At 49.5% G+C, this 16,389-nt stretch carries 17 protein-coding genes; 8 read left to right on the top strand and 9 right to left on the bottom strand.

Features of this window, described 5'->3' with window-relative positions:
* Both GK091_RS06180 and hpf read left to right on the top strand, forming a co-directional pair.
* Positions 1-1,362, top strand: a complete 1,362-nt coding sequence (locus GK091_RS06180) for a cytochrome P450 (protein ID WP_164035723.1) — start codon at positions 1-3, stop codon at positions 1,360-1,362.
* A 214-nt stretch (positions 1,363-1,576) separates the two neighbouring features.
* The gene (gene hpf, locus GK091_RS06175) at positions 1,577-1,957 is read left to right on the top strand and encodes a ribosome hibernation-promoting factor, HPF/YfiA family (protein WP_164035722.1); all 381 of its coding nucleotides are present in this window, start codon (positions 1,577-1,579) and stop codon (positions 1,955-1,957) included.
* A gap of 73 nt (positions 1,958-2,030) precedes the next feature.
* Here the strand turns inward: hpf and metK are convergent, their stop codons facing one another.
* The 5 genes from metK to GK091_RS06150 all read right to left on the bottom strand — a co-directional run bounded on the left by metK (position 2,031) and on the right by GK091_RS06150 (position 6,758).
* Complete coding sequence (gene metK, locus GK091_RS06170) at positions 2,031-3,308, bottom strand: methionine adenosyltransferase (protein WP_164035721.1); 1,278 nt, start codon at positions 3,306-3,308, stop codon at positions 2,031-2,033.
* A 94-nt stretch (positions 3,309-3,402) separates the two neighbouring features.
* Positions 3,403-3,600, bottom strand: coding sequence for a hypothetical protein (locus GK091_RS06165; protein WP_164035720.1), 198 nt, complete (start codon positions 3,598-3,600; stop codon positions 3,403-3,405).
* Positions 3,601-3,716: 116 nt separating this feature from the next.
* Positions 3,717-4,871, bottom strand: coding sequence for a lycopene cyclase family protein (locus GK091_RS06160; RefSeq protein ID WP_164035719.1), 1,155 nt, complete (start codon positions 4,869-4,871; stop codon positions 3,717-3,719).
* 88 nt (positions 4,872-4,959) lie between these two features.
* The gene (lipA, locus tag GK091_RS06155) at positions 4,960-5,838 is read right to left on the bottom strand and encodes a lipoyl synthase (protein ID WP_164035718.1); all 879 of its coding nucleotides are present in this window, start codon (positions 5,836-5,838) and stop codon (positions 4,960-4,962) included.
* 134 nt (positions 5,839-5,972) lie between these two features.
* Positions 5,973-6,758 carry a hypothetical protein gene (locus GK091_RS06150; RefSeq protein WP_164035717.1) on the bottom strand — a complete coding sequence of 262 codons (786 nt, stop codon included), beginning with the start codon at positions 6,756-6,758 and terminating at the stop codon, positions 5,973-5,975.
* A 176-nt stretch (positions 6,759-6,934) separates the two neighbouring features.
* Between GK091_RS06150 and GK091_RS06145 the strand changes: the two genes are divergently transcribed.
* Positions 6,935-7,363 carry an OsmC family protein gene (locus GK091_RS06145; protein ID WP_164035716.1) on the top strand — a complete coding sequence of 143 codons (429 nt, stop codon included), beginning with the start codon at positions 6,935-6,937 and terminating at the stop codon, positions 7,361-7,363.
* Between the two features lie 63 nt (positions 7,364-7,426).
* Here GK091_RS06145 and GK091_RS06140 read toward each other — a convergent pair whose 3' ends face one another.
* Positions 7,427-8,419: a GlxA family transcriptional regulator gene (locus tag GK091_RS06140; RefSeq protein WP_164035715.1), complete on the bottom strand. Its 993-nt coding sequence runs from the start codon at positions 8,417-8,419 to the stop codon at positions 7,427-7,429.
* 168 nt (positions 8,420-8,587) lie between these two features.
* Here GK091_RS06140 and GK091_RS06135 point away from each other — a divergent pair, with 168 nt between their 5' ends.
* From GK091_RS06135 to GK091_RS06115, 5 genes are all read left to right on the top strand, one after another.
* A complete protein-coding gene (locus GK091_RS06135; RefSeq protein WP_164035714.1) occupies positions 8,588-9,013 on the top strand; it encodes a VOC family protein in 426 nt (141 codons plus the stop codon).
* 48 nt (positions 9,014-9,061) lie between these two features.
* Positions 9,062-9,631, top strand: coding sequence for a dihydrofolate reductase family protein (locus GK091_RS06130; protein WP_164035713.1), 570 nt, complete (start codon positions 9,062-9,064; stop codon positions 9,629-9,631).
* Between the two features lie 215 nt (positions 9,632-9,846).
* Positions 9,847-12,132 carry a glycoside hydrolase family 20 protein gene (locus GK091_RS06125; protein ID WP_164035712.1) on the top strand — a complete coding sequence of 762 codons (2,286 nt, stop codon included), beginning with the start codon at positions 9,847-9,849 and terminating at the stop codon, positions 12,130-12,132.
* Between the two features lie 143 nt (positions 12,133-12,275).
* Positions 12,276-12,983: an SIR2 family NAD-dependent protein deacylase gene (locus GK091_RS06120; protein ID WP_164035711.1), complete on the top strand. Its 708-nt coding sequence runs from the start codon at positions 12,276-12,278 to the stop codon at positions 12,981-12,983.
* Positions 12,984-13,085: 102 nt separating this feature from the next.
* On the top strand, positions 13,086-13,808 hold the full coding sequence (locus GK091_RS06115) for an endonuclease III domain-containing protein (protein ID WP_164035710.1): 723 nt from the start codon (positions 13,086-13,088) through the stop codon (positions 13,806-13,808).
* A gap of 68 nt (positions 13,809-13,876) precedes the next feature.
* Here the strand turns inward: GK091_RS06115 and GK091_RS06110 are convergent, their stop codons facing one another.
* The 3 genes from GK091_RS06110 to GK091_RS06100 form a co-directional block, all read right to left on the bottom strand.
* On the bottom strand, positions 13,877-14,569 hold the full coding sequence (locus GK091_RS06110; RefSeq protein ID WP_164035709.1) for a hypothetical protein: 693 nt from the start codon (positions 14,567-14,569) through the stop codon (positions 13,877-13,879).
* An 80-nt stretch (positions 14,570-14,649) separates the two neighbouring features.
* Positions 14,650-15,135 (bottom strand): hypothetical protein, encoded by a 486-nt coding sequence (locus GK091_RS06105; protein ID WP_164035708.1) that lies wholly within the window; start codon positions 15,133-15,135, stop codon positions 14,650-14,652.
* A gap of 63 nt (positions 15,136-15,198) precedes the next feature.
* Positions 15,199-16,182 (bottom strand): OmpA family protein, encoded by a 984-nt coding sequence (locus tag GK091_RS06100; protein ID WP_164035707.1) that lies wholly within the window; start codon positions 16,180-16,182, stop codon positions 15,199-15,201.
* Positions 16,183-16,389: the final 207 nt, after the last annotated feature.

Here is a 16,389-nt window from a genome sequence, read left to right as displayed (position 1 = left end):
ATGGAAACTATCACCTCTCCTACTCGTCCTATTCCGGTACATCCGGGTTTACCCCTGGTGGGCAACTCGTTCGAATACCTGCGCGACCCACTGGCCTTTCTTCGCCGGCTTCAGCAGCAGTATGGCCATCAACGCATGGTTCGCATTAGCGTCGGCGGGCGCACGACAACGTTGATGCTCAAGCCCGAAGAAGCGAAACACGTCATTCAGGAAAATAACCGCAACTATGGCCGAGGTAAGTCATTTGCTATTCTGCGCGAATTTCTAGGCAATGGTCTGCTGACGAGCGAAGGCGATTTCTGGCGTCGTCAGCGTCGGTTGGCGCAACCGGCCTTTCACCGGCAAAAGCTGGTTGTTCTGGCCGAAACAATGATTGACGAAGCCGTAGCCTGGGTCGATCGATTGGAAAAATCGCTGACAGATAAACCGGTAAACATTTCCGCTGCCACCATCGACGTTACGTTAAGAATTGTAACAAGAACTTTATTCGGCAGTAGTTTGGGCGATCAGGTAGATGGTTTGTCCAGTGCCTTGTCGAACTTAAATCACGTCGCCAATAATGCAGTTATCAATCCCATTCGCTTCCCAAGATGGGTCCCCACGCCCGATAACCGAGCGTTTGTCGATGCTACTAACCGGGTCAACAACCTGATTTTCGGTATTATTAACACGAGACGCCAGACCAGCGAGTCCCGCGATGATCTGCTGGATATGCTGCTCCGCGCTACCGACGAAGAAACGGGCGAAGGCATGTCAGACGCGCAGCTTCGCGATGAAATGGTGACGCTGTTCACCGCTGGCCACGAAACGACAGCTACCTCAATGGCTTGGACACTATATCTACTGGCGCAGCATCCCGATGTCGTCAAACGGGCCAAAACCGAGATAAATGCCACGCTCGGCCAGCGCGATCGTCCCTCGACCGATGATTTACGAGCCATGCCCTACCTCTCGCAAATCATCAATGAGTCGATGCGGCTGTACCCGCCAGCCTGGGTCATGAGTCGTCTGTCGCTCGGACCCGACCGGTTCGGTGACTACGCGCTCGAAGCAAATCAGGGTGTACTGATTAGCCCCTATGTACTTCATCACGATCCTGCCAGCTGGCCTGATCCGGAACGATTCGACCCCGATCGGTTCGCTCCTGAATCTGGTAGCGATCGTCATCCATACGCGTTTCTCCCCTTCGGTGGCGGACCACGCTTATGCATCGGGAATCAGTTCGCTCTTCTGGAAATGCAGGCCTTACTGAGCGTCTTGCTCCACCGTTTTGAGTTGCGCCCAGTATTGGGTCAGAAAATAACCACCCAGCCGCTAATTACTCTGCGACCAAAGCAGGCAGTAGCCATTTATTTGGCCTAAAACCCGGAAATTATACTTTCTGAAGAATCTTCGTATGGAACCGTTCCACGGACAGCTGTAAATCGCTCACGTAAAAGCAGTACCGGTATTCAGCGTGCATAGTCCGTGGAACACGATTGCATCTTTCGTAGCAGGTATTGACATTACGGTCTTTATGCCCAAACTTGATCAGTCCATTGATGTTCTGTTTCAGTTCACTTTTAAAAGCGACACAATGAGACTACAAATTCACGCTGTGAGGTTCACAGCAGATCAGAGCCTGTTAGACTTTGTCCAGGCTAAACTGAACAAATTAGACACATTCCACGACCGTATCATTGGCGCGGAGGTGTTCCTCAAGTTAGATGGGGCCGACTCGAACAAAGTCAAAGAAAAAGTGGTCGAAGTACGACTCACAATCCCCGGAAAGGAACTGTTCGTGAAAGAACACGACAAAAGTTTCGAGAGCGCAACCGATAAGGTGCTTGAGGTATTGAAAGACAAACTCGTTCGCTTCAAAGAAAAAAGGAACGATATTTTTAGTCCGGCCATCACCGAGGCCAAATCCCGGATGAGCGAAGAAGAAGACGAGGTTTACGAACCCGATGAGTTATAGATTGTAATCTATTGAAAAAGCGAAAGCCACTCCTGTTCGAGTGGCTTTCGCTTTGTAAGGGAAGTACTGCTTATTATAACTTGAAAGCTTCTTTCACTTTGTCAACAAAATCAAGTTTCTCCCAGGTAAACAGTTCAACTTCAACTTCTTTTGTCTGACCGTTCGATCCAAACGTTTTCGTTACGACTTCATTTTTACGGCCCATATGTCCGTAAGCAGCCGTCTCCGAATAGATGGGATTACGGAGTTTAAGTCGTTGTTCAATCGCATACGGGCGCATGTCGAACAGTTCTTCAACTTTGCGGGCAATATCACCGTCATGCAGCTCTACTTTGGCCGTGCCATAAGTGTTCACGTAAAGACCACAGGGCTGAGCAACACCAATGGCGTACGAAACCTGTACCAGAACCTGATCGCAAAGCCCAGCCGCGACTAAATTCTTGGCGATATGGCGAGTAGCATAGGCTGCTGACCGGTCTACCTTCGACGGATCTTTACCCGAAAAAGCACCACCGCCGTGAGCCCCTTTACCACCGTACGTATCGACGATGATCTTACGACCCGTCAGGCCGGTGTCGCCGTGCGGACCACCAATGACAAACTTACCCGTTGGGTTGATATAGTAAGTGATGTCATTCGTAAATAAACCCTGTAGCTCCGCTTTCTGAGCAGCTTTAACCCGGGGAAGCACGATATTGATGATGTCTTCTTTGATTTTAGCCAGCATTGTGGCATCGTCAGCGAAATCATCATGCTGCGTCGACACAACGATCGTATCGATCCGAATCGGCTGGTGATCGTCTGAGTATTCAATCGTCACCTGCGACTTCGCGTCCGGCCGCAGATACGGCATCAAATGAACTTCGTTATTACGGATGTTCGACATTTCACGCAGGATGGCATGGGCCAGATCCAGCGGCAACGGCATGTAATTGTCCGTTTCGTTGGTTGCATAGCCAAACATCATCCCCTGATCACCCGCACCCTGGGCATTGGCAAGTGATTCGAAATCCTGATTATCGGACTTCCGGTCAACACCCTGATTGATGTCCGCTGATTGATCGTGAAGAGCTGAAAAAATACCGCAGGAATTGGCTTCGAACATGTATTCGCTCTTGGTGTAGCCAATCTTGCGAATCACGTCGCGCGTGATTTTCTGAACGTCTAAATAGGTATCAGTCTTGATTTCGCCCGCCAGGACAACCTGTCCTGTCGTAACCAACGTTTCACAGGCTACTTTACTGGATGGATCGAAAGCCAGAAAATTATCAATAAGTGCGTCGGAGATTTGATCAGCGACTTTATCGGGATGTCCCTCAGAAACAGACTCGGAAGTGAAAAGATAAGGCATTACGGCTTCGTATGACTTGGTTTGTATATGCAAATCTACGAGATATTTTACAAGGGGCAACAAACGAAGCGCATATGACCCGCGCCCACTGTATCTACCGGTACGAGAAGAACGATTTACGCGCCTGAATGAGCGCATGTCGACCAGCAGATGGTCCGGATTTTGGGGCTAGTTTTGCGGATCGCCTGTCACGCATAAGAAAGCCAAGCAAGAAACCCGCTCCCAGCGTCAGTGAAAGCGTAATCAACCAAACGATCAGGTAGAAGGTATACGGTTGTATGTATTGATTCACGATAGTAAAAATAGACGTTAGAGATACAGGGCCACAACTACCTCCGCTAGGGGCGGTCTGCGTCATTCTGTTTAGTGGCTGTTATGACTCCCTGTACTCTGTTTAGTAACGGTTCTCTAGCCAAACATTTTTCGTCGTAAAACATCGAAAAACGCCACCGTAAATGGCCCCCAGGGCATGTTCCAGAATATGCGCAACTCTTCCGTCAATCGGGTATCTTCGTCTAGAAACTTAAAGACTTTAGCCGGTCGATTGTCCGTATACAGCCGTGTGAACATGTCATCGGCAGGGTAGCGGTGCTTTTCGAGTACGTTCAAGAAGATACTGTCGTAGAGTTTGAAACGCCCTTTGAACCAGGATTGCGTCCGGTTCGGCTTACCCGTCTCGGCCAGATTCGTAACGATCCCTTGCAGGTACCGCTGCGTTCGTTGAAATGTATATCCGGTCGAGGGCTTGGTAAACCCACCTGACGTACCAATCCGAATGATGTGTTCAGTTGGATTCTCCTGAGTCGATTCGTCCGACATGGGAATAACACCGTATTCCGTTTCGGCGATCTGATACGAACCGGTGTCCAGAAACTGATCGATATATTGACGCAGATCAGCCTCGTATTCACTGTCGGTGAGGAGTTTGTCATTGAACAGGGTAAACTCCACCAGCGCCGTTTTTTCATCGAACGGCAACACGTATAAAAACCGGCAATCGCCGTGTTGCTCAACCCGAAAGTCCATGATTTCAGGCATTTTCGGATCGAAACAGGCTTTTTCGGTACTGATGACCCAGCCTTTAAAATGTTGAAGCAGGTTGTGGTTTTCGGGCTGGTCGAGCTTTAACGCAAAGGTGCTGTCGAAAACGTAATCGGCGATGTACGGTTCATCGTCGGCGATCACAAACCCGCCCTGTGGTGTCTCTTTAATGCGATTGATTGTTGCCTGTTTGCGCTCAACCGTCGGGTGTTTGGCGAGCTCTTTCTGGATAAAGTCATAAAAATCAATACCACGCAGCATTTTGTACTGATACCCGCCCATATCCAGTGGCTTGGCGTGCGTTGTTCCATGAAAGCTAACCTGATCCCATTTCCGAAATACAATCGACTCGAATGGCCCGGCATTAGGTTCCCAGAAACACCACGTTCGATCGTTGCGATCTTTGGTATCACGGTCCAGAATTAATATAGATCGGTCACGTAGAGTAGATTGTGTCAGATAATAGGCCAGGCTTAAACCCGCCATGCCTCCCCCCGCAATGATGAAGTCGTATTTTTTCATGCAGTAAACAAAAAGTCCGGACGAGCCGCCCGGACCTTTATAGTAAATAGCAAGAATACTGAATTGTTTGCAACTCTATTTATAAACTTTATACGTTCACGTGCTTTTCGGCGTGGTAACTAGACCGGACCAGCGGACCCGATTCCACGTATTTCAAACCCCGTTGCAACCCTTCTTCCTTATACATCGCAAAGGTTTCGGGATGAATCCACTCGATCACTTCGTGGTGCATTTTGGTCGGTTGCAGGTACTGGCCCAGTGTCAACACATCCAGTCCGTTCACGGCCAGATCGTCCATGGCTTTGAAAACTTCATCCTGCGTTTCACCTAAACCAAGCATAATACCTGATTTTGTACGTTGGCCGTACTCCTTCGTCCGGCGAATCTGCTCCAGACTGCGTTCGTAGCGAGCCTGTGGCCGAACCCGGCGGTAAAGCCGCTCCACCGTTTCCATGTTATGTGAAACCACTTCCTGCCCGGCCGAAATCATTCGTTCGAGTGATTCCCAGTTCCCTTTGGTGTCAGGAATCAGCGTTTCGATGGTTGTCGTTGGCGATGCTTCTTTGATCAGGCGTACTGTCTGGTACCAGATTTCGGCACCCCGATCTTTCAGTTCATCCCGGTTAACAGATGTGATAACGGCATGTTTAACCTTCATCAGCACAATGGCTTCGGCAACACGACGAGGCTCATCGGTATCATATTCGTTCGGACGCCCCGTTGCCACGGCGCAAAACGTGCAGCTTCGGGTACAAACGTTCCCCAGAATCATAAACGTAGCCGTACCTGCGCCCCAGCACTCGCCCATGTTAGGACAGTTACCACTTTCGCAAATTGTATGAAGTTTATGTTCATCGACTAGTTTACGGACTTTGGCGTATTCTGGACCAATTGGTAATTTCACGCGCAGCCAGTCGGGACGTTTTTTCCGTTGTTGTTCGGAGGGTATTACGGGTAGTTCAATCATGGCTCCTCAATCCTTTTCAACAGAATTCGTTTTTTGCGCGTAAAGTTCAGTAAAAAAGGGAGAAACCGGAAGCAGGAAATCAATGGATCAATCCATCATTTTTCTCACTTCCAGTTTCTCCCTTTTTTGTCTTTTTATTTCTTATTACCGAAAAACAACGTCACGTAAGCCGATGTGAAGAAACTACGGTTCCCGTCCTCCCTGACTCCATTGGGACCGGGATTAGGAATGATGATGATTTTATTTGGGAAAGCCTCGGCCAAAAAGCCAACTTCTATTCCTGTGGTATTATTGCGAAAGGTGCTCAGCTCGAAGCTTAAAGCCGCTTTCACGTTCAAACCCACCGTTAGTTGCGATTCACCAAGCCCCTGGAAAAAACCGCCGGAGCCAATGGGCGCACCCTGCGGACTACCCGACCCCTGATTCAGTGAGCTATAGGCTACGGAACGTGTCTGATTGCCTTCCTGAATTTTTACGTAATAGGGCTTGATGATACCGAGCGTAGGGCCGGCAGCAAAAATTCCGCTCACCGCAATACCCTCATCGGTATTGCGATCAAACAATTTAATTTCGCGGCCATACTGCCCCCGAAGTGCGAACAGGTAATTTTCTTTCCCGTAGATATAGCGGGAACTGGCAAAATTGCTGGTCGTCTGAAGCTCTTTGGGATGCTTCACGTTGACAAGTTCGACACTCAGATAGCGATACTGAGGCATTCCGAAAAAATCGCCCGAGAGAAGCTTTGCCTGCCGGAATGACAAACCACCCAGCACTCCTGAATTGGTATTTGATGTAATGCCATAAGTCGTGATGGTTCGATACGTTTCATCGTCCGAATCAGCGTTTTGCGCCCAGGCGTTGCCACTCACTAACAACCAGCTCGTTAGAGCGATTGCTTTCAATTTGTATATTGTTCGCATTTCGTCTAATTCTTGACTAAAACTACAAAATTTCCACCAATTCCTGCTAAACCATCAGGCACATTAGTCTAACCAACTGAGATTTTTTATGTTTAGGCCGATTAGGCTGTAAATTAGCTGCTTACTTACCATACTCTCATTTTATCGGCCTACCGGCACACAACAGACATTAATTTATGGCTACGATTCACATTGATTATCTGGGCGAATTACGAACTGACTGCACCCATCTGCAATCGGGTACGCATATCAATACCGATGCACCGACCGACAATCAGGGCCGGGGCGAAGCGTTTTCACCAACCGATCTGGTCGCCAATGCGCTGGGCACCTGTATCATCACAACAATGGCAATTTTTGCCCGGCGCGACGGCATCGAACTGAAAGGCAGCGAGCTGGACGTAACAAAGATAATGACGACCCAACCGCCCCGACGGATTGCCCGCATTGAGGTTGCGTTAACAATCCGGGCTGAAGTCCTTCCCGATGATGACACCCGCGCCAAACTGGAAAAAATAGCACATACCTGCCCGGTAGCGATTAGTCTGCACCCTGATATTGAGCAGGCAGTAACGATCCAATGGGAAGAAGCAGTCAACGCCTAGTTAGCACAAATTCAGGTGATCATGGCTCAACGAAGACGGCTTCTGATCACCTGAATTTAATCGTTAATTATAATGTAAAGCTATAGCTTCTTTATTGTATTTATTTCTATAGTCAATTGGCGATAATCCGGTCACTTTTTTAAATATTGTTCTGAACGACTTCGTGTCCGAATACCCTACATCAAACATAACTTCGTTGACATTTTTTCGACCATTTTCCAGGTCTTTTTTTGCCACTTCTATCTTTACGCGCTGAATGTATTCTGTTACCGTATTGGCCGTAGCACTCTTGAACCGTCGCTCCAGACTTCTCCGTCCTAGAGCCAATAAATCGGCCAGTTGATCGACGGTGATTTTATCCTGAAAATTAGTCTCGATAAACTCCTGCGCTTTTCGCACAGAATCGTCTTCGTGTGCTTTCTGGCCCTGAAATATAATAAAGGGCGATTGGCTGGTTCGGTCGATGTCGATCATGAATGCTTTAGCGATGAGAACAGCAATGTCACGGCCAGCCTGCTTCTCGACCAGATACAACAGCAGGTTCAGGTATGAATAAGCTCCACCGCTGGTATAGATACCATCTTCTTCGGTCATGATCTTATCATCGACCAGATTCACGTCCGGAAACATAGCCCTAAACTCGTTGGCAAGCCGCCAGTGCGTTGCACACTGCTTACCTGCCAATAGGCCCGTCGATGCAAGAAAAAAGGCTCCCACGCAAAAACTGGCAATCTCGGCTCCGTCATTATACTGTTTTATGAGCCAGGGAGCCAGGTCCTGATTCAAGGCTTGAGCCTGCTGCTGATCCCCAAATAAAGCGGGAATAATGATCAGGTCCGTTTTCTGCACATCCTCAATCAATGCATCCGGATTGATCGTAAAAAGCCCGTTTCGTTGACTTGTTTCCTTAGCCAGTCCCACCAGTTGAATGACAAACGAAGGAGGCTGCCCCATTGCTACCTGAAGGTCGTTCACTTCGGCGAGTATCTGGTAGGCACCTTCAATATTAGTCAGGCTGGTATGCCCGCGCGGAACAATAATCGATACATGTTTCATAAGTTAAAACTAGCGAAAATCTATGTCGCAATCAACCCTTATATTGCCGCATTTACCCTGGTTCGTCCGTGCAGTCGAGCGTAATTTTGTCTAGTCAACATAGCGAAAAATACACTCGGTTATCGCTATAAATTTCACGATCAAACCAACAATTTAACATCAGAAAACATGGCAACGCTAACTCCCCCTTATTTAAATTTTAATGGTAATTGTGAAGAAGCGTTTGACTTCTATAAATCTGTATTTGGTGGCGAATTTTCCGGTATCATGCGCTTCAAAGATGGGCCGTCTGACCAACCCGTTTCAGCAAGTGAAGCCGATAAACTAATCAATATTTCCTTACCTGTTGGCAAAGGCGGTTCACTGATGGGTAGTGAGGTTCCATCGGCGTTTGGCAAGACAATTTTAGGCACGAATGTCTATGTTCCAATCAACGCAGAAAGTGAAGAAGAAGCAACAAAACTAGTCAACGACCTATCGGCTGGTGGGCAGGTAATGATGCCCCTGGATAAAACATTCTGGGGTGCCTACTTCGGAATGTTCACGGATAAATTTGGTGTCCAGTGGATGGTAAGTTACGATCAACAGCAATAGCTTGGTATGTAGAAGTCATCATTAATAAGCAAACAGCACTGGACGGACATGAGAAAAGTAAAATTGCAAATGCAGGTGAGTCTGGATGGCTTCGTAGCGGGGCCAAACGGCGAAATGGACTGGCTGGTCTGGAATTGGGATGATGAACTTAAAAAATACGTAACGGAGCTGACTGAACCTGTCGATTGCCTTTTGCTTGGTCGTGTGCTGGCCGAGGGCTTCATTCCTACGTGGGCATCCAGAGCTGAAAATCCGGAGACAGCCGATGTTAGTGCCCGGAGAATGAGCGAGCTACCCAAAGTTGTTTTCTCGAAAACGCTTACCAATACTGACTGGAAAAATACTACACTGGCGAATGGCGACCTTCGGGAAGACGTGAACGCATTGAAACAGCGATCCGGCGGTGATTTAATGTTTTATGGTGGCGCTGGACTAGCATCCTATTTTATCCAGCATAACTTAATTGATGAGTATCACCTTTTTATGAATCCGGTTGCGCTGGGAAATGGAATGGCGATTTTTAAAAATCCGGAGAACAGACTGACTCTGAACCTGGTCAAATGTCAATCGTTTAGCTGCGGCATCGTTCTACTCGTCTACGAGCCAAAACGTGACTGATCGGTTTTCCTATACCAGCATCCGTCCGATCATAGAATCGCTCACTTTAAGCCCAGAATTATCCGCAGCGAGAATACCAGAAACCCTGTATTGACCACCAACTGGTCAATGCTTTAACGACGGTTCTTCCAGCGACCTTCCCTTACCGGAAGGTCGTTTGTTTTACGCCCTTTGCGAAATCATCGTTATTTTGCCGTCTGAACTATCTCTAACGCATGAAGTATCTGCTTTTTTGTCTTCTAGTTTCCTTCTCCACGTTTGCCCAAACCACTAATCAATACAATCTGATTCCGTTTCCGGCGCGTTTCGTCGGTCAGGATGGGCAGTTTACGCTTTCCGCCAGTACCCGCGTTTTAGTGTCTCCCGGCACAGATGCAGCCGCCCGGTCAGTAGCGCAAATATTTGTTAGTCAGGTTAAAACAACGAACGGATTAGCCTTACCTGTTGTCACAACCAGTCCTGCGCTGGCAAAGGGGGCGAACATCACGTTATCCATCAACAAAAAACTAGCACTGGGTGACGAAGGGTACAAACTAACCGTTACCCCTGCCCGTGTCATTGCCGAAGCAGCGACGCCCAAGGGATTGTTTTATGCCACGCAAACCATGCGGCAATTGCTTCCCGTTGCTCAGTCAACACCGGTGACGATGCCCGCCTGTGCCATTACGGACAAACCGCGCTACGGTTACCGGGGCCTTAACCTCGACGTGTCGCGCCATTTTATGCCAGTAGCATTCGTCAAGAAATACATCGACCTGATGGCGATGCATAAACAAAATACGTTTCACTGGCACCTGACCGACGATCAGGGCTGGCGCATCGAGATCAAAAAGTACCCAAGACTAACGCAGATTGGCAGCAAACGGGCGGAAACGCTGATTGGCCAGTATAGCCAGAACTACCCACAGCAGTTTGATGGTAAGCCCCATGGCGGGTTCTACACGCAGGACGAGATTCGGGATGTGGTGCGTTACGCGCAAAGCCGGTTTGTAACCATCGTTCCTGAAATTGAAATGCCCGGTCATGCGCTGGCGGCCCTGACCGCGTACCCTGAACTCGGCTGCGAACCAACAAAAGCCTATCAGGTAGCGACCAAGTGGGGCGTTTTCGATGACGTATTTTGCCCATCGGATAAAACGTTCGGCTTTTTACAGGACGTGCTGGCCGAGGTAATGACGCTTTTCCCCGGAAAATACATTCACATTGGGGGCGACGAATGCCCCAAAACGGCCTGGAAGAATAGCGCGTTTTGTCAGGATTTGATGAAGAAAAATAAGCTCAAGGACGAACACGAGCTACAAAGCTATTTTATTCGTCGCATCGAAAAATTCGTCAATAGCAAAGGACGCGCGATCATCGGCTGGGACGAAATTCTGGAAGGTGGTTTAGCGCCTAATGCAACCGTAATGAGTTGGCGCGGTACGGCGGGTGGCATTGCGGCTGCGAAGCAGAAACACCCGGTTATCATGACACCCGGCGCAACCTGCTACCTGGATCATTACCAGGGCAATCCGGCAACGGAACCGCTAGCCATTGGTGGTTACCTCCCGCTCGATCAGGTGTATGCCTACGAACCAACACCCGCCGAGTTGTCGCCCGCTGAGCAAAACTACATTCTGGGGGTGCAGGGAAATGTGTGGACCGAGTACATGCCTACGTCCGACCACGTGGAGTACATGGTCTTCCCGCGTGCCCTTGCCCTCGCCGAAATCGCCTGGATACCAAAAGGTCCCCGTAATTTCGAGGATTTTGCGCAGCGGCTCAAGAACCACTTGCCACGCCTGAACACGGTTCCGGTCAATTATGCCAAACGCCTGTTCGATATTACGGCCACTACCCAACCGAACGAGCAGGGACAGATTCAGGTGCGCCTGACCAAACTGGACAGCGACAGCCAGATTTTCTATACAACCAATGGCAAGGAACCTAGCGAACGTACGACCGAATACATTGGGCCAATTACGCTGACCAAAACGACCACGATTCGCGCCATGACGCCTACCGGCGGCAACCTGACGCAAACATTCACCCTGCACAAAGGCAAAAATAAACCCTATACCTACGCTACGGAACTGGGTAATGACAGCGACGCCAAAACCAACAAACTGACGGATGGCGTTCGGGGTGACACGCCACGCAGTCGTCGGGAATGGGCGAATTTTTTCGGGAATATGGACGTCACACTTGACCTTGGCGATGTGACGAGCGTAACGAAAGTCTCGTTGAATTTCCTGAAAGTAATTCTAGATAAGAACTTCCCACCAACCTCCGTGTCCATTGCTATTTCCCGCGACGGCAAGGACTACAAAGAAGCGATTGATCAGCCTATCACCTACGAATTAACCGGACCGTGGGATATTTTGCCCGTCGTCGCTGACTTCAAAACGGCACGGGCACGCTACGTTCGAATTCGGGCCAAAAACGCGGGTGTCTGCCCGGCTGATCATCCCGACGCTGGCCAGAAAACGTATTTTTCGACGGACGAAATAGTAGTCGAATAAGTGGTCCATAGAAAGTGGTGCCCCGGTTCAGGATCAATCCAGACGAACCGTGGCACCACTTTTTCTTGACTATATGCTAAGCTAACCAAGTCTACGCGTCGGTTTAGCGGTGTAAACTGAAGAACTTTTCGTATCTTGTCTATATGAAACCACGTCAGAAAATAGTCGTTTTATCCGGTGCTGGAATCAGCGCAGAAAGCGGAATTCCTACGTTTCGTGCCTCAGACGGGCTGTGGGAAAACCACCGTATCGAAGACGTGGCCACACCCGAAGCCTGGGAACGCAACCCCGATCTGGTTCAGGATTTTTATAATCAGCGCCGAAAACAAGCCCTCAGCGTTCAGCCCAACGCGGGTCATCTTGCGTTGGTGAAGCTGGAACAGTTTTTTGATGTGACGATCATTACCCAGAACGTCGATAATCTTCATGAGAAAGCGGGATCATCGACAGTTCTTCATCTTCACGGGGAGTTGTTTAAATCCCGTAGTACCAGTAATCCGGAACTGATTTACGACATCGAAGGATGGGAACTCAAGCGGGGTGACCTTTGCGAGAAAGGGTTTCAGTTACGCCCGCATATCGTCTGGTTTGGGGAGGCTGTTCCGATGATGGATGTTGCGCTGGAGGTAACGGATCAGGCCGATCTATTTATCGTTGTCGGTACATCGCTGAATGTGTATCCCGCAGCGGGGTTGGTGTATGCCGTTCGAAAAGGTGTGCCGATCTACGTTGTGGACCCCAACAGTCCAACTGTACATAGTCGCGCGAACGTGACGTTTCTGGCCGAACCAGCCACGACAGGGCTCACCAAGCTAGCGGATCAGCTCATAAGCACTGCACTTGCCTCCTAAAAGCCCCCCAATTTTTGCTCACTCAGGTGGAAGTAATTGACGATCGGTCCAACATTTCCCGGCACATCAGGTTCAACACGAACGCTCAACGTTTGTGTTCCTATGCAACCCCTTTCTGACCTAGCCACCAAAACCCTCGCGGCCCATGATCGGCTGAACGAATTATACGGCGTACAGGCTGTCTACGGACGGGCCGATCCAATGCACGAACTCGTCGGTACCATTCTGTCGCATCGAACCACCCACGCCAACGAAGTAACCGCTTACCGAACCATGCGTGAACGATTTCCAACCTGGGAAGCCGTCCGCGATGCACCGCTGCCAGACTTGACGGACGCGATCAAGACCGCGAATTACCCGGAAGTCAAAGCTCCGTATATTCAGAATTTATTGACGAAACTGATTAGTGAGACGGGAGCCGCCAACATCGATTTTCTGGACGGGCTTTCTACGGAAGACGCGATGAAGTGGCTCACTGATCTGCCGGGCATCGGCCTGAAAACCGCCACACTGGTCTTGCTCTTCAACTTCAAGAAACCCGTTTTACCGGTCGATACCCACGTCTATCGGGTGACGCAGCGACTGGGCGTGATTGGCCCGAAAGTGAGCGCCGAAAAAGCCCACGCTATTTTATTGGCTTATTTGCCGCAGGATGCCGGTGTGCTCTTCAATTTCCATAAACATTTCTACTGGCACGGCCAACGAACCTGTACGTGGTATTATCCGAAATGTTCGGAATGTGTTTTACAGGATCAGTGCGATTTCTACCATGCGGACGGGAAAATGGTACTCAGCAGCACCCCAACCAGACCAAAACCGAAATAGGCTAGTCTACGTCGATAGTGACGAAACTAGCCTACTTTGATTCACTGGATACGTGGTGTTAAGCCCGATCAGCTTCCTGCTCCGTATTTTCGTTTGTGAAACTCTTTGGCCTGTTGTACCCAATTATCGCGTTCGATACGGCCAGGGAAGAATTCAACAATTTCGTTTACTTTGTCGATGTCTTCTTTGGTAAAATTGGCGATCTGACGGTACGTGAAAATTCCCAGACTTTGCAGCTTACGCTCCAGAAACGGGCCAACGCCAAGAATATCCTTCAAGTCATCGGCATCAAGAGCCACAGCGCGGCCAATACGGTCGAAGTTCAGTTCACCCGAACGAGCCGCAATTCGGCTCAGTACGCCAGCTTCCGATTGTTCCGTTACGGGCAGGTCAGCCTCCAGCATCGATCTTGGTGGTGTTCCGTCTGTGCCAGAGGCAAGCGGATACGGATCGGCATCAATAAACTCGGGGGTATCGTCGGGAGCAATGGCGGGCAACAATGGGTCGGCATGAACGAAAGCGGGCAAATCATCCGGCACAATCGTCTTCCGGGTAACTGTTCCCGGAACGCCACCCGTCGCTTTGGCGTGACGGCATTCTTCCAGTTCAGCTTTTTTATCCGCAACGGCACTACGAAGCGTGCTAATGCGTCCGCTCAGTGCCAACCGACCCAGCAACCAGCCAACGAACGCTATAAATGCCAGTAGCAGCACTATTTCTGCGATAGCTACCGGACGACTAAAGGGATCTAATCCAAACATGATAGGGTTGTAATTTATAGTGTAGGGCTACCGTTGCAGCTACCGCGTTGGTAAACGACTGCAACCGGAACAGCTGAACCTTATTTCTTCTTTGCTAACTCTCTGGCCTGATCAACCCATCTGTCGCGTTCGATACGACCGGGAAAAAATTCGATAATATCGTTCACCTGATCTACATCCTCACGGGTGAAATTGGCAATTTGCCGGAACGTGTAGATGTCAACCGCATGGAGCTTCTTTTCCAGAAATGGTCCAATACCAGCAATGGCTTTCAGATCATCGGCTTCGGCAGCCGTGGCATAACCAATCCGGGTGAACGCTATTTCGTTCGCGCGGGACCGAATCCGGTTGAGCACACTCTCTTCATCGGTACCGGTTACTCTAACGGGCTTCCGCAGGCAATCGTCCACGTCCTGCTGGGTGCTATTGAGCGTACTTTCAAGAGAACGAACGAGTCGTTGCCGGGATGAATAGCCAACAATAAAGCCGAGAATCAGCGTTACAACACCCATGATCAGGTGTTGAAGCGCAGCGTCGGGGAGGTTAAGGGGATTCAGTTCAAACATGATTCAGGAAGTTTATCGCTGGAATTATCGGGTCTTGGCCAAGCCCAAACAGGTTGGCCTACGTTACTGTACCACGACTACGGTTACGCGCCGATTGGCCTTACGACCTGATAGCGTGCTGTTATCCGCTTTAGGGTTCGTTTCTCCTTTAGCCTCTACAAGGATCTGGTCTGAACTGATGCCCGACTGCCGCAGTTTTGCTTTCACATCACTGGCCCGGTCGCGGGAGAGCCGCATATTCGTAGCATCGGGGCCGGAGTTATCCGTATGGCCTGTGAGCCGGAGTTTTTTGTCTTTGTGCGCACGGAGATACGTTGTCGCTTCACTAAAAAACTTCCGGGTAGCATCCGTTTTTATGTAGTTAGACCCGCCAAGCGAAAAGTACAGATCGATCGGTTCAAAAACGGACGTATACTTTTCGGACTCCGCCAATTCAGTTTCCGTCTTGGGAGCGGTCAGCGTGAGAACAGCAGGCTGTGTATCGGTTGGCGTAACAACTCGTTTTCCCGTAAATGCAAAATCAAGACCACCCTCGAGCGAGTCTCCCTTAGCCGTAATCGGTATCGACCGTTCAATGCCTTCGATAGTCAGCGACGTGGCTGGTATCCCCTGCTGAATCAGGTATTGTTTCATTCCTTCAGCGCGAGCTAGCCCCAAGTTCGTGAATGTGCTGGAGTTCGTCTCTGTCGAGGAATAGTACCCTATTATCGAAAGCGTTCGACCAGGATTAGCCTTAAGGTAACTCACCAGCGGTTCCAATGAGCCACCCAATGTATTCATGTCGGCATTGCTGCCCGATTTGGCAAAGCGAAAGTTACCGGGAAAGTCTAGTCGAAACAGATTGCCATCGGCAATTGTGTAGCCATCCGCGCCGGGGGGCGTTTCGGTGGGCGTTGCAACAGGGGATGACTCGACGGGGGTAACCTCGGACGAGGAAGGTTGGGTATTATCTGCGCATATCTGTTTGATTTTGCAGAGATGCCACCAGGTCGAACTGATCATCCACAATACCAGCAGGACTATCCAGGGAGTTTTGTTGGCGAACATAATATTAACAATTAAGCAGCGAGCGTTTTCCGGGCGTCTGATGGTGCGCGTGCAGAAATCACCCTATAGCCAGCACGTTGATAAGGCCAAAAATACAAGTAAGCACGGCAAAAGCAAGTTTGTTTACCGAAGCCCCTGTTCCATATACAAATCGAATTGACGTTCAGCAGCGGCCTACGACTCATACTACGGCATCAACAATCATCC

The sequence above is a fragment of the Spirosoma agri genome (genome assembly GCF_010747415.1).
Classification (GTDB): domain Bacteria; phylum Bacteroidota; class Bacteroidia; order Cytophagales; family Spirosomataceae; genus Spirosoma; species Spirosoma agri.
This window is presented reverse-complemented; position numbering and strand designations above follow the sequence as displayed.

Bases quoted from the DNA above. Each gene is read 5' to 3' on its own strand.
- GK091_RS06120 (WP_164035711.1), top strand. From the start codon at position 12,276: ATGAAACCACGTCAGAAAATAGTCGTTTTATCCGGTGCTGGAATCAGC.
- lipA (WP_164035718.1), bottom strand. From the start codon at position 5,838: ATGATTGAACTACCCGTAATACCCTCCGAACAACAACGGAAAAAACGT.
- GK091_RS06115 (WP_164035710.1), top strand. From the start codon at position 13,086: ATGCAACCCCTTTCTGACCTAGCCACCAAAACCCTCGCGGCCCATGAT.
- GK091_RS06130 (WP_164035713.1), top strand. From the start codon at position 9,062: ATGAGAAAAGTAAAATTGCAAATGCAGGTGAGTCTGGATGGCTTCGTA.
- metK (WP_164035721.1), bottom strand. From the start codon at position 3,308: ATGCCTTATCTTTTCACTTCCGAGTCTGTTTCTGAGGGACATCCCGAT.
- GK091_RS06110 (WP_164035709.1), bottom strand. From the start codon at position 14,569: ATGTTTGGATTAGATCCCTTTAGTCGTCCGGTAGCTATCGCAGAAATA.
- hpf (WP_164035722.1), top strand. From the start codon at position 1,577: ATGAGACTACAAATTCACGCTGTGAGGTTCACAGCAGATCAGAGCCTG.
- GK091_RS06145 (WP_164035716.1), top strand. From the start codon at position 6,935: ATGGCTACGATTCACATTGATTATCTGGGCGAATTACGAACTGACTGC.
- GK091_RS06180 (WP_164035723.1), top strand. From the start codon at position 1: ATGGAAACTATCACCTCTCCTACTCGTCCTATTCCGGTACATCCGGGT.
- GK091_RS06125 (WP_164035712.1), top strand. From the start codon at position 9,847: ATGAAGTATCTGCTTTTTTGTCTTCTAGTTTCCTTCTCCACGTTTGCC.
- GK091_RS06100 (WP_164035707.1), bottom strand. From the start codon at position 16,182: ATGTTCGCCAACAAAACTCCCTGGATAGTCCTGCTGGTATTGTGGATG.
- GK091_RS06150 (WP_164035717.1), bottom strand. From the start codon at position 6,758: ATGCGAACAATATACAAATTGAAAGCAATCGCTCTAACGAGCTGGTTG.
- GK091_RS06160 (WP_164035719.1), bottom strand. From the start codon at position 4,871: ATGAAAAAATACGACTTCATCATTGCGGGGGGAGGCATGGCGGGTTTA.
- GK091_RS06105 (WP_164035708.1), bottom strand. From the start codon at position 15,135: ATGTTTGAACTGAATCCCCTTAACCTCCCCGACGCTGCGCTTCAACAC.
- GK091_RS06135 (WP_164035714.1), top strand. From the start codon at position 8,588: ATGGCAACGCTAACTCCCCCTTATTTAAATTTTAATGGTAATTGTGAA.
- GK091_RS06140 (WP_164035715.1), bottom strand. From the start codon at position 8,419: ATGAAACATGTATCGATTATTGTTCCGCGCGGGCATACCAGCCTGACT.